Here is a 13,105-nt window from a genome sequence, read left to right on the forward strand (position 1 = left end):
TATAGAAAATGGTTGAACAGGATACGCAACAACACTTGCAAACGGTCACCGACTCACTTGAGTCAGGTGGCACAATGCAAATTAAGTACTTACTTAATGGCGCCTTACCTGCGCAAGACGTCGCTCGCCTCCTAGAATCCTCACCCCCGAAAGAAAGACGTCTTTTATGGGACCTCATTGAACAAAAGAATGAAGGCGAGATACTCCAGTATCTAAGCGAAGATATCAGCGTCCAATTTTTAAAGGAAATGGATACTGAGCAGCTGGTCGCAGTGACTGAGCAGTTAGAAAGTGATGATTTAGCAGACATACTTCAAAACCTACCTGAGACAGTCGTTGCTGAAGTACTAGCATCAATGACAGCTCAGGACAGATCAAGAGTCGAATCCCTATTAAGCTACCCAGAAGACTCTGCTGGCGGCTTAATGAATACCGATACCATTACTGTTAGACCAAATATTACAATAGATATCGCATTTCGTTTCTTAAGACGACACGCAAGCCTACCCGACATGACTGACAGCCTATTAGTCGTCAGTCGCTCTGATAGGTTTTTAGGTACACTCCCTCTTACTAAACTTCTCGTTGCAGACCCAGATGCGAGCGTACGAGAAATCATGGAAACAGAAACAACTGTCATCGAAGCTGACGCACCAGCAAGTGAAGTCGCTCAACTGTTTGAGAAGATGGATCTAGTATCAGCACCTGTCATTGATGAAGCATCAGGTAAACTGCTAGGTCGTATTACAATCGATGATGTGGTCGACGTCATTCGAGATGAGGCAGAGCACTCGATGTTAAGCATGGCCGGCCTTGATGACGATGAAGATACTTTTGCTCCCATTATGCAAACCTCTAAGCGCCGTGCCGTTTGGTTAGGCATCAATTTGATTACTGCTTTTATTGCGTCTTATGTTATTGGGCTTTTTCAAAACACCATAGATCAAGTTGTAGCCCTCGCCATTCTTATGCCTATTGTTGCAAGTATGGGCGGTATAGCAGGCTCTCAAGTACTAACATTAGTCATAAGGGGGATAGCACTAGGCCACATTGGCGCCGCTAACACACGGTGGCTTTTAAACCGAGAAATTGTCGTCGGCTTTTTAAATGGTATTTTATGGGCAATCGTTGTTGGCGCTTTAACCGCATATTGGTTTGACAACATTGAGATTGCCTATATCATAGCGGGCGCATTAATCATAAATTTACTGTTTGCCGCACTAGTCGGCACACTCCTCCCTATTACATTAAAGCGTTTGGGCATAGACCCTGCACTTGCGGGTAACGTAATACTCACTACAGTCACTGACGTAGTCGGTTTTTTATCCTTTTTAGGGCTAGCAACTATCTTTCTTATTTAGGCTCACATGACAGATTTTGAACAATTAGAAGACGACGAAAACTTTATCAGCAAAACCCAAATAAAGCGTGAAATGGAAGCCTTACAAGCTTTGGGCAAAAAACTGTTAGGTTTAAGCAAAGCACAACAGAAAAAAGTTGAGATGTCTGACACATTAAGAGACGCTCTCGCTGAAGCTGATCGCATCAAAAAACATGAAGCTATGCGCCGTCATATGCAATATATCGGACGTATTATGCGAACAGAGGATCACGAGAAGATTGCCGCTCGCATCGAGTTATTTGATACAACGTCAGCCGCTCACAATAAAATGTTTCATCAACTTGAAAACTTACGTGATGCCTTGATTGGTGAGAACAGCCAAAGTGTTCTCCAAGAATATTTAAATGAAAACCCAGACATTGATATTCAACACTTCAGACAACTCATTAGACAAGCTCAAAAAGAAGTAAGCCAAAGCGGCAAAACAACAAACCGTAAAAAGCTATTTAAGCTATTAAGGGAAATTCAAGATAAAAAACTTGGATTAGCCTAATTCCTACCAGGGATTTAGCTATTAATAGAAATAAAAAAGCGCTTAAAAAAGCGCTTTTTATTTCATAATCAACACTTAATAGCATCTAATTAAAACGCCTATGACTATGAACTGGCATAGTGCCACGACTCTCATTTATTTTTGTTAAATCTATCTCTATCAGCAGCACATCAGGTTCGTGCTCCAATTGCCCAACACAGTCACCCCAAGGAGAATAGCAAGTTGAATTCCCATAGGTATGACGTGTACTAGAGTGATGTCCACACTGATTCACTCCAAGAACATAAAATTGATTCTCTATCGCACGACACTTTAGCAAAGTGTGCCAATGGGCCTCACCTGTGCGATAGGTAAAAGCAGCAGGTACGACAACCAAATCAGCGCCGCAATCAGCAAGCTTTCGATACATTTCAGGAAACCTAACATCATAACAAATCGACAGACCAAGCTTCACACCGTCAATATCAACAACAATGGGGTCTAGCTGTCCAGGCTCGATTACTTTTGACTCCATATACTGACCATTTTGATCAGATACCATGACATCAAAAAGGTGTATCTTGTCGTACCTAGCCTTCAATTCACCATCTACACCAAATACCAAACAAGACTGACGCACTCTCCCACCGTCGACTAGGCTACCATCAGGGCGATTTAAACTTGGGTGCGAACCAACAACCAAGTGTATTTTATGGTGCTTTGCCAACCGTGAAAGTTCAGCCAATATAAATTCTTGTTCAGATGATTCAGCTAAAGGACGCATTTTATTACCTGCAAACATGAGAGCATTCTCAGGTAATACAACCAATTTGGCACCCTGCTTGGCAGCACTCTTAGTCATCTCTCGAATATCAGTTAAATTAGCTTGCCAATCATCCTTACTAGTAAGCTGAATTGCTGCGATCTTCATGTTATTTATCCCTGTTTTTGGGCCGAACTTTAGGTGTATGTACCACTGGCGTAATAATAGGATCCGCAAAAGGCCCTTTTATCAAATATTCAACACTGGTCACTTTTGATAACTTATCACCAAAAATTTTATCCGTTATATATAGAATACCCGCAACCTGAGGCATACCAAGTAAAAAGCCAGCAATAGGTAAAGCATTACCTAAAGGAAAATAGGCAATCATTCTTTCATCTAGCGTCTCTGTTACTAGGTCTGCATTACCTTGCAACTCAATTTCAACTGTTGGCGACACAATACTCAAAGGCTTACTTGTATTTAACTGACCATTTTGAATAACCAGTGACGTTGACATTTTATCATAGGTTAGCCCATCCGAACTGACATCAGAAAAGTCTAAGGTCAATCTGCGCGCTAACGCATGCAAGTTGAAAATCCCTAAAGCTTTCAAGAAACTAGGCAACTCATTCACCTTTTCCAAAACACCATTTTTCGATAAAAATTCAATGCGCCCCGTCAAGGTATCTCTTTGAATATCAAATGGTGTACCCAACCAACTCAAACTGACATTGATTTTATATTCCTTAGAAGTCAGCAATGTTTGATTAGAAAATTTTCTCGTCAACTCATCAATATCCCCACCATCAACATTAAGCAGAAATTCGACATTAGAATGCTCATCATCCTGCCAAAACAGGCTACCAACAAAATCCCCTTCAGTTAGCTCGGTAGAAAATGGATCAATTCTGATTTTTTTACCCAAGTTTGTAATCATTAACTGCCAATCACCATATGGCTGATTATTAACAACTAATTCATTTATATTCAGTGACATGGTAGGAATTTGCTGAGCCTTAATGACAGCAGAATCGGCAACCTTCGCAGCATCAACTTCAATACCTTGCTTATCGTCTTTAGCTGGACTATTCCAGCTAAGATAGGAAAAGTTCACAACAGGCCCCTGCAGATCCTTTGTTAGCTGCAAACTCATTTCTTCAGAATTAAGGTAAATATCGCTTGGACGCTTACTAATGTCATATTGAACTTTAACATTGTGCAACAAGTTATCTTCGTTAAGTCTGACTTGATCAACTATCAGATTTACAAAAGAAAGCCACTCTGGCACAAACAGACGTAAATTTTGCGGCGAAGATGTATTCGTATCATCTGGTTCATTTAAAAATTTCCGCCATGCAGCAAGCTCAACATGAGGTAGTTGCCCCTTAAGAGATAGACCCGAGCTCACCTCAAAATCACTCTCATTAGCATTATTAATCAGCACTTGACCGCCATAAAAGCCAGATTCAGAGAAACGTAACTTAGAGCGGTAATTACCATCATATAAGATAGACACGTCAGCATAATCAGATAACACATCAATCGAAAGCGCTAAGGGCTTTTGAGTATTTGTCGTTTTAGCGAAAGGAACAGGGAGAGATAAACTCGCCCCCTTTAAATTAGTCTCAGCATTAACATTTATTAAAGCAGGTAAGTCTGGGTTGATAGTAAAATCAGCCGTAAAATCAACTTCCCCCTGCACTGCCTTCGTCAACATTTTAGGTAGTTTCTGCCAGGCCATAACCTCTTCAAGGTCTAAATCACCTTTAATATCCGCCCTAACCAATAAGTCACCTGAAGGCAATACATCCCCATATAAATTCAGCTTAGTCGCGCCAGAAAAGGCCTCTATATCAAAGTTTGAATTATAAATGCCTTTCTTTGTATCGTAGTTCAACACCCCTTCAAGCACTTTACCAGATAGCTCAAGGTCAGTTATTTGAAGCAAGTTATCTTTAAGCCGTAAAGCAAGGTTAAAATGTGGAGCCTCTTTATGCTCACTCACTAATGGAAGCATTAATTTAAACTCACCTTTTGCCACACCCTTAGCATGCCAAGACTGAAATGGCTTAAGCGCATTCGTTGCCAAATCCGTCTGAGCAAGCAACGACATAACATCACCAAGATCATCAGTTAACCTACCCTCTAGGCTTAAAGGCCCTATACCACCCTCTATGAAAGGGATAGATAATGATAGATCTCTACTCTCTACATCAGCCAATGCTGCATAATTTAGTTCAAGCTCAACACCTGCATCATCAATATAAACAGCCGCATCCACCTTTTTTGCAATTGGCCAATCTGATGCAAATTTAACTTTCACACTATCAACATCAAGATTAACTAAAAATTGCGGACTAGCACCTTTAGATAACTCAGTTTGCAACACAAAGTCAGCCTGTTTTGCACGGCCCTCTATTAAGGATTCATTGAGCCATTCATTGGCAGATTCTGGCAAAACGCTATCTGGGATGTAAGCCAAGCCATCAGACATAACAAGGTTTTCACCATGAATATCTAGCGCCAATGTATCATTGCCGTTTTGAACAACCTCTAATCGAAAATCACCCGTCAGATCCGCACCATTTCGACTTAAATACAAATTATTTGCTGACACTAAAAAACTATCCTGCTGTGACCCCCATGCAACATGACCGACCACCCCATCAAGCTGCCAAGCATCTTGATACATGAGAGGAAAAGCTAAACTGGCATTATTTGAAGCAAAGCCAATTGACCCTTGATCATTATCAATTGTCAGAATCGCCTCTAATCGCTCCGCTTTTGGAATATTTTGATAACCATCAGCCGACTCTATGAATAAATTCCCCTCATAAGTAACAGATAGTTCTGGAGCTTCTATTATTTTCAGATGCCCATTCTCAGCAACCCCCTGAGCCTGCATTGCTGACAACATCTTAGTAACAAACCACGACTTTTTTAAATATGGGATAGCCAGATCAATCCCTAATCCTAGGTCCAGGCGGTCGAACACAACCTCCGTCACTCCTAATTTAAAGTCTTTATCTATCTTAATATTTGCTGCAGGGAATAAAACATTATCTCTGTTAATCACTAAATCAACCAACTGGAGACTGAGTTTCCTCGTATTGAGGGAGTATTGGGAATTAAGCTTAGAACTAAAAGATAACACTTCTCCGGTAAACAATTTGGGCTGTAAATTAAGATCCCCCACTACAGAAAAGCCGGAGCCTGAGGAATAAGATACCCACAATTTAGCACCAAAATCCAATTGAGAAAGCTGCAGTTTCTCAAGCTCAATAAGTTCGGTCTTACTAAAGCTCATTTCAGGCAGATCAAGTTCAGCTATAAACTTCAAACTTTTGGGTCGACTCAAGTCTCCCTGAATCTCAGCATTAAGCTTAAACTCTTCATCATAGTTTTGATGCTGAACATTCGCGCTCACACCAATACCAGAAGCAGTTCTTTGAAGGTACATAGCATCAGAAGATAAGTTAATGATACCAACACGCTCACTTTGAATTGAGACTTGTGTACCTATTAACGAAATTTGCCTTTGGTCTAAAAAATAATTGAAGATACGAGTAAAGCCGCCCGTATTTTGAGATGCAACCACAGGCAAGCCAGTTAAGGACCAATGACCTGACTGCTCAGATAAGCTAACCTGTGTTTGATATAAACGGATATAACTAAAGTTTGGCTCAAATTTAATCAATGATTGCCATAAGTTTAGGCGAATCATTAATCGCTCAAACCTTAAAGGTTGAGATTCACCCTCAACTTTTAAACTCAATCCATCAATTGAAAAGCTTGGATCCAGACCTTCCAATTTCGCCGATATATTCTCAATTCCTATCTCATAACCAGAAACCTGACTTAAGTTTCTTTCTATCTGGTATCGATATTCATCAGCATAGGGCAATGAAAATTTCACCAATAACATGATACTGGCAAAAAATAGAACAATTGAAACCAAGAGCCACCAAACTACATCGGCAACCCGCTTCACACTCAAGTTCATTCGACTAGACACTTATCAATCACAAACAATTATCGAATGACCACATCATATTGGTCTTGGGTATACATGGTTTCTATCTGGAAATGAATACTCTTACCAATAAACGCTTCTAACTCAGCCACGCTAGCACTTTCTTCTTCTTGCATACGATCAATAACAGATCGTGACGCCAAAACAGCATAAGTTGGTGAATCATAAGCCCGATCAGCACGAAGTATTTCTCTAAAGACTTCATAACATACAGTTTCAGGCGTTTTAACCAAACCACTGCCGCGACAAGAGCGACATGGCTCACATAAAGTTTGCCCTAAGCTTTCACGCGTCCGCTTCCGCGTCATTTCGACTAAGCCTAATTCAGAAACACCCGTAATCTTAGTTTTGGCATGATCAACATCTAAAACTTTCTCTAACATACGCAAGACTTGTCGCTTATGCTCTTCATCCTCCATATCAATGAAGTCAATAATGATAATGCCGCCTAAGTTACGTAACCTTAATTGACGACCTATCGCAGTAGCCGCCTCTAAGTTAGTTTTGTAAATAGTTTCTTCTAAGTTGCGACTACCTACAAATGCACCCGTATTCACATCAATAGTGGTCATTGACTCTGTCTGCTCTACTAATAGATAACCACCAGATTTGAGCTGAACTTTTCGATCTAAGGCTTTTTGAATTTCATCTTCAACACTATAAATATCAAAGATAGGTCGCTCACCAGGATAGTATTCGACCCTTTGCCCCACCTCAGGTATAAACTCTTCCGCAAAAGACTTTAATTTAGCGTAATTCTCTCTAGAATCTATCCGTATTTTTTCAGTTTTAAGACTGACTAAGTCACGCATGGTACGCAAATGTAATGGTAAATCATCATAGATTACTGAAGGCGCTTTTGCAGAACTTATACGCTTTTTAACCGACTGCCATAAACGCGTTAAGAATTTAATATCCGCTAAGATTTCTTCTTCGCCAGCACCTTCTGCCGCTGTTCTTAAAATATAGCCACTTGTCTCATCAGCCTCAGTCAGTGCAGCTGAAACAAGCTGTTTTAATCTTTCTCTCTCTGCCTCATCTTCAATTCTTTGACTGACACCAACATGAGATTGGTCTGGCATATAAACCAAATAACGTGAAGGGATAGATAAATGAGTTGTGAGCCTAGCACCTTTAGTACTAATAGGGTCCTTAGTCACTTGCACAACCAAAGACTGACCTTCTCTTAAATAGTCACCAATTTGATCACTTGGATTAATAGCATCACGCTCAGCCACCTCAGAAACATGAATAAACGCGGCCCTTTCTAACCCTATATCAACAAACGCTGCCTGCATACCAGGCAAAACGCGGACAACCTTACCCTGATAAATATTACCCACAATACCTTTACGGGTAGATCTTTCGATATATACTTCTTGTAAAACACCATTTTCAACAAGAGCGACTCGAATTTCCATCGGGGTTACATTGATTAAAACATCTTCACTCATTGGACATCTCCTGTAATGGCTCTATTCCCACTTGTTGCAATAACTGCGCCGTTTCAAACATAGGCAAACCAACCACAGCAGAAAAAGAACCATTGATTTGTTCGACAAAAACAGAACCTAGCCCTTGAACACCATAACTCCCAGCTTTATCTTGCGGCTCACCACTCGCCCAATAACGACTAATCTCAAGATCAGATATCTGACAAAATGTCACTTGAGTTATGACGTTTTGAACAACTAAGTGATCAAACCTAGCATCAAATAAACATACAGCAGTCATAACTTGGTGAGTCTTACCAGATAAAGAGCGCAACATGGATCTTGCATGCTCAAAATTTTCAGGCTTCCCTAAGATCTCTCCATTAAGAACAACGCTTGTATCTGAGCCTATAATAATAGACCTATCAGGAGGGGAAAGTTCAGTCTGCAAAGACAAGTCAGCACTTGCCTTAGCCTTTTCAACTGCCATACGCTGAACGTATTCAGCGGCATCTTCGTTTTCAAATGGGGTTTCATCTATATCAGCAGGCAAGATATCGAACTCCCTCACCAACTGCCCTAATAAACTTTTTCTGCGTGGTGATGCTGAAGCTAACAATATCATTCTATTTCCTTAACGGATGGCGTACATACGTCGAATACTACGTAACACAACAAAGGACCAAGGCCATAAAGCCCCAGTAATAATAGCAGGTACAAAAATCATAAGAGTAGGTTCCGCATCTCCAAGATATCTATCAATACAAAAATCTACCAACTGACTAATACTAACAAGAAGCCCTACAAATACCCCCTGCTGCCAAGAGTGATACATACGCAATCTTTGATAAAAAACAGCACAGGTAAACGCAATAATGACATAAGTTAAAGAATGCTGGCCTAATACCCCACCCTGCAAAAGGTCGACCATAATACCCAACATCCAAGCAACACCCACTCCAACACGATAAGGGAGCGCTATAACCCAATACAAGATAACTAAAAGCGCCCACTCTGGCCTAAACCAAACAAATGCATCTGGAAAAGGCAAAGCTTCAAGCATGAGAGCAAAAAGGAGGGTGACCAAAAATACCAAACTGGCTTTCATTAGCGCTGAGACTCCGGCACATCAATTAACATTACATGTCGACTTCGTTCAAGTTGAGCAAGAGGAACCACTTCGACATCAGCGTAGGGCTTACCAGAGATATTTGCGACAGATTTAACCACACCAACAGGGTAATCACTTGGAAACCTGTCATCCAACCCCGAGGTTGTCAGCACATCACCTTTCTTGATATCAGCCGAATGCGGCACATTCATCAAGGCAAGACGCTTAAGATCACCTGTACCACGCAAAATACTTCTTAATCCAGTACGAGATAATTGCACAGGTACAAAATGACTCGCATCGGCAATTAACAATACGCGACTATTATAGGCACCGGCTTCAACAATCTGCCCCATCACCCCAGTTGCATCTAATACAGACTGGCCAACATAAGCACCAGAAGAGAACCCCTTATCAATCATGATTTTATGACTATAAGCATTTTGGTCAAAGCCAATTACTTCCGCCATGATGATTTTAGCTTCGACTTGTTGAGAAGCATCTAAAAGTTCACGTAGACGCACATTTTCAGCACGCAAAGAATCCAGCTTTTGCAAGCGGCTTCGCAGCACTAAAACGTCTTGATTTAACCTTTGATTTTCAGAGACAAGGTATTCACGGCTAGCAAGATGCTCTACTCCCCAAGAAATAGCTTGTTGAGGTGCATTCACAACAACTTGAATAGGTGTAACAAGAAAGCTTAAATAAGGGCGAAGTGGATTAAAAAATCCACTTCGAGCATCCGCAATGATCATGATAGAAGATAAAATCACTAGCAAAAAAAACCGTAAGCCAGAAACCTTACCTTCAAAAAAGAGAGTACTAATAGCTCACCTCTAACCTTTTACTCATTATCAGCAGTAAAGAGTTCTGAAGCATGTTTGTCTATCATTTCTAATGCCATACCACCACCACGAGCAACGCAAGTCAGTGGGTCATCAGCAATAATCACAGGCAATCCAGTTTCTTCACTGATAAGGCGGTCAATTTCACGCAACAAAGCACCACCACCAGTTAACACTAAACCTGTTTCACCAATATCAGCAGCCAGCTCTGGTGGAGATTGCTCAAGCACACCTTTAACTGCCTGAACGATTTGCGCAAGAGGCTCTTGTAAAGCATCAAGAATTTCAGTGCTACTAAGCGTGAAGCTTCGCGGAATACCTTCAGCCAAGTTACGACCACGAACATCAATCTGTAACTCTTCACCCGTATGATATGCCATACCGATTTCAGTTTTGATTTTTTCTGCTGTGGCATCACCAATTAAGCTACCGTATGCACGACGTACATAAGTCGTAATGGCCTCATCAAAGCGGTCACCACCAACACGAATAGATTCAGATGTTACAACACCATTTAATGAGATGATTGCAATCTCGGTAGTACCACCACCAATATCAATCACCATAGAACCCGACGCTTCTGCTACAGGCAGGCCTGCACCAATTGCCGCGGCCATAGGCTCTTCAATAATGTAAACTTCGCGAGCACCTGCACCTAACGCAGACTCTTTGATAGCTCGTCTCTCAACTTGCGTTGATTTACAAGGCACACAAACAAGAACACGAGGGCTTGGCTTCATTAAACTGTTTTCGTGAACTTTCGAAATAAAATACTGCAGCATTTTTTCAGTAACATGAAAGTCTGCAATGACGCCGTCTTTTAATGGGCGAATAGCGGTAATATTGCCGGGTGTTCTACCCAACATACGCTTCGCATCAGTACCAACGGACGCAACGGTTTTTTGATTGCCGTTATGGCGAATTGCCACAACGGAGGGTTCATCAAGCACGATTCCACGGTCGCGAACATAGATAAGGGTATTCGCCGTCCCTAGGTCAATCGACAAATCGCTTGAAAACATTCCCCTGATTTTCTTAAACATGAATTTCAACACCCTGATAGATACGATACGAACAGCGTAAAAATGTACCAATCCAAGGCCCATTCGGCAAGCTGAATACACGCTTTTCTACAAAATAGAGGGTGCTATTTCATTGTTTATTAAAATTTTTTTAATTTAGCGGCTTATTAATCAGTTTTTAAGGCAATCCTCTATCACCCAACCTTGGTTCTCGATACAATAGCCAACATTTTTTACAACACACTATTTATGGGTGAAATATGTCTCTAGATAAACAAGACGTGCAAAAAATTGCTCATTTAGCGCGCCTAGCACTCACTGAAGAAGATGCTTCTCAATATCAATCATCTCTTTCCAGCGTTTTAGAACTAGTTGAGCAAATGCAGTCAGTCGATACAGATGGTGTAGAGCCGCTTTCCAATCCGTTGGAAATGACACAAAGATTACGTGCAGATGAAGTAACAGAAGAAAACCGTCGCGAAGCTTTCCTAGCGAATGCTCCAAGCACAGAAGCAGGCCTTTTCTTAGTGCCCAAAGTGATTGATTAATTGGATACCATCATGCTTGAACAAAACATCTCTAGCCTTGTACAAAAGCTACGCAACAAAGAAATCACAAGCGTCGAATTAACACAAAGCTACCTTGATAAAATCAAGGAACTAAACCCTAGCCTAAATAGCTATATCACTGTGTGCTCTGAATCAGCACTTGCTGCAGCCCAAAAAGCTGATGAAGCGATTCAAGCCGGCACAGCAGGTCCATTAGCCGGCATACCGATTGCGCATAAAGACTTATTCTGCACTAACGGCATTAAAACAACCTGCGCCTCAAAAATGCTAAATAACTTCATCCCACCTTATGAGTCAACCGTAACAGCTCGCCTAGAACAAGCTGGCGCAATCATGCTTGGCAAAACAAACATGGATGAGTTTGCAATGGGCTCTTCTAATGAAAACAGCCATTACGGCCTCGTGAAGAATCCTTGGAATACAGACCTAGTTCCTGGAGGCTCTTCTGGCGGCTCTGCTGTAGCAGTCGCAGCTGGGATGGCCGTTGCAACAACTGGAACAGATACCGGCGGCTCAATTCGTCAGCCCGCTTCTTTTTGTGGTATCACAGGCCTTAAACCAACTTACGGTCGAGTGTCTCGCTTTGGCATGATTGCATACGCCTCCAGTTTAGACCAAGCTGGTCCTATGGCTCGTAGCGCAGAAGATTGCGCTCACTTGATGAACGCCATTGCGGGCTTCGATCCACAAGATTCGACATCTGCAGAAGTAGACACTCAAGACTACTTAGCCGACCTAAACAAACCACTTACGGGTTTAAAGATAGGTCTACCTAAAGAGTACTTTGGCGAAGGCCTAGAACAAGGCGTCGCTGATGCAATCAGAGAAGCGGTAAAAGAGTTTGAGAAATTAGGTGCTAGTGTTATTGATATATCACTACCTAACTTAAAATTAAGCATTCCAGCTTATTATGTCATTGCACCATCCGAAGCCTCTTCTAATCTATCAAGGTTTGACGGCGTTCGTTATGGCCACCGCTGCGATGAACCAAAAGACCTGTTAGATATGTATATGAGATCTCGCGCAGAGGGCTTTAGCAAGGAAGTACAAAAGCGCATCATGGTCGGTACATATGCACTATCAGAAGGTTATTACGATGCTTACTACTTAAAAGCACAGCGAATTCGTCGCTTAATTAAGCAGGACTTTGTTAATACTCTAAATGAAGTTGACGTTATTATGGGCCCTGTTGCGCCAAGTACCGCCTTTGCTATTGGCAGCAAAACAGATGACCCTGTTGCCATGTATCTAGAAGATATCTACACCTTGTCAGTAAACTTAGCAGGCATCCCAGCCATGTCAGTACCGGCAGGCTTTAGCAATAAAATGCCTGTTGGCCTACAAATTATGGGCAACTATTTTGCTGAATCAAAACTACTTAACATTGCACACCAGTTCCAGCAAGTAACTGATTGGCACCTACAAACCCCTAGCATGGAAAAAGGAGCATAA

At 41.5% G+C, this 13,105-nt stretch carries 11 protein-coding genes; 4 read left to right on the forward strand and 7 right to left on the reverse strand.

The genetic code is table 11. The features are described from left to right. Nucleotides 1-8: 8 nt before the first annotated feature. Together mgtE and yjgA are read left to right on the forward strand one after the other, a co-directional pair. Nucleotides 9-1,361 (forward strand): magnesium transporter, encoded by a 1,353-nt coding sequence (mgtE, locus tag Q0A08_RS08335; protein ID WP_438466221.1) that lies wholly within the window; start codon nt 9-11, stop codon nt 1,359-1,361. Between the two features lie 6 nt (nt 1,362-1,367). Further along, nucleotides 1,368-1,895 (forward strand): ribosome biogenesis factor YjgA, encoded by a 528-nt coding sequence (gene yjgA / locus Q0A08_RS08340; RefSeq protein ID WP_438466223.1) that lies wholly within the window; start codon nt 1,368-1,370, stop codon nt 1,893-1,895. A gap of 85 nt (nt 1,896-1,980) precedes the next feature. Here yjgA and Q0A08_RS08345 read toward each other — a convergent pair whose 3' ends face one another. Genes Q0A08_RS08345 through Q0A08_RS08375 form a run of 7 tightly spaced genes read right to left on the reverse strand, consistent with a single transcriptional unit; the run spans nt 1,981 to nt 11,105 of the window. Beyond that, a complete protein-coding gene (locus tag Q0A08_RS08345) occupies nt 1,981-2,805 on the reverse strand; it encodes a carbon-nitrogen hydrolase family protein (protein WP_438466225.1) in 825 nt (274 codons plus the stop codon). A gap of 1 nt (nt 2,806) precedes the next feature. After that, nucleotides 2,807-6,643: a YhdP family phospholipid transporter gene (locus Q0A08_RS08350; protein WP_438466227.1), complete on the reverse strand. Its 3,837-nt coding sequence runs from the start codon at nt 6,641-6,643 to the stop codon at nt 2,807-2,809. 29 nt (nt 6,644-6,672) lie between these two features. Continuing rightward, nucleotides 6,673-8,127, reverse strand: a complete 1,455-nt coding sequence (rng, locus tag Q0A08_RS08355) for a ribonuclease G (RefSeq protein ID WP_438466229.1) — start codon at nt 8,125-8,127, stop codon at nt 6,673-6,675. After that, entirely contained in the window at nt 8,120-8,731 is a 612-nt protein-coding gene (locus tag Q0A08_RS08360; RefSeq protein WP_438466231.1) for a Maf family protein, read from the reverse strand. Before Q0A08_RS08360 ends, rng begins: the two co-directional genes overlap by 8 nt. 9 nt (nt 8,732-8,740) lie before the next feature. Next, nucleotides 8,741-9,214 carry a rod shape-determining protein MreD gene (gene mreD / locus Q0A08_RS08365; RefSeq protein WP_438466233.1) on the reverse strand — a complete coding sequence of 158 codons (474 nt, stop codon included), beginning with the start codon at nt 9,212-9,214 and terminating at the stop codon, nt 8,741-8,743. Then, entirely contained in the window at nt 9,214-10,044 is an 831-nt protein-coding gene (gene mreC, locus Q0A08_RS08370) for a rod shape-determining protein MreC (protein ID WP_438467620.1), read from the reverse strand. Before mreC ends, mreD begins: the two co-directional genes overlap by 1 nt. A gap of 17 nt (nt 10,045-10,061) precedes the next feature. Next, nucleotides 10,062-11,105, reverse strand: coding sequence for a rod shape-determining protein (locus Q0A08_RS08375; RefSeq protein ID WP_046016814.1), 1,044 nt, complete (start codon nt 11,103-11,105; stop codon nt 10,062-10,064). Between the two features lie 239 nt (nt 11,106-11,344). Here Q0A08_RS08375 and gatC point away from each other — a divergent pair, with 239 nt between their 5' ends. Together gatC and gatA are read left to right on the forward strand one after the other, a co-directional pair. Further along, nucleotides 11,345-11,632, forward strand: coding sequence for an Asp-tRNA(Asn)/Glu-tRNA(Gln) amidotransferase subunit GatC (gatC, locus tag Q0A08_RS08380; RefSeq protein ID WP_046016813.1), 288 nt, complete (start codon nt 11,345-11,347; stop codon nt 11,630-11,632). A 12-nt stretch (nt 11,633-11,644) separates the two neighbouring features. Further along, nucleotides 11,645-13,105 (forward strand): Asp-tRNA(Asn)/Glu-tRNA(Gln) amidotransferase subunit GatA, encoded by a 1,461-nt coding sequence (gene gatA / locus Q0A08_RS08385; RefSeq protein ID WP_438466236.1) that lies wholly within the window; start codon nt 11,645-11,647, stop codon nt 13,103-13,105.

It is taken from the genome of Marinomonas sp. PE14-40 (genome assembly GCF_051623805.1).
GTDB lineage: Bacteria > Pseudomonadota > Gammaproteobacteria > Pseudomonadales > Marinomonadaceae > Marinomonas.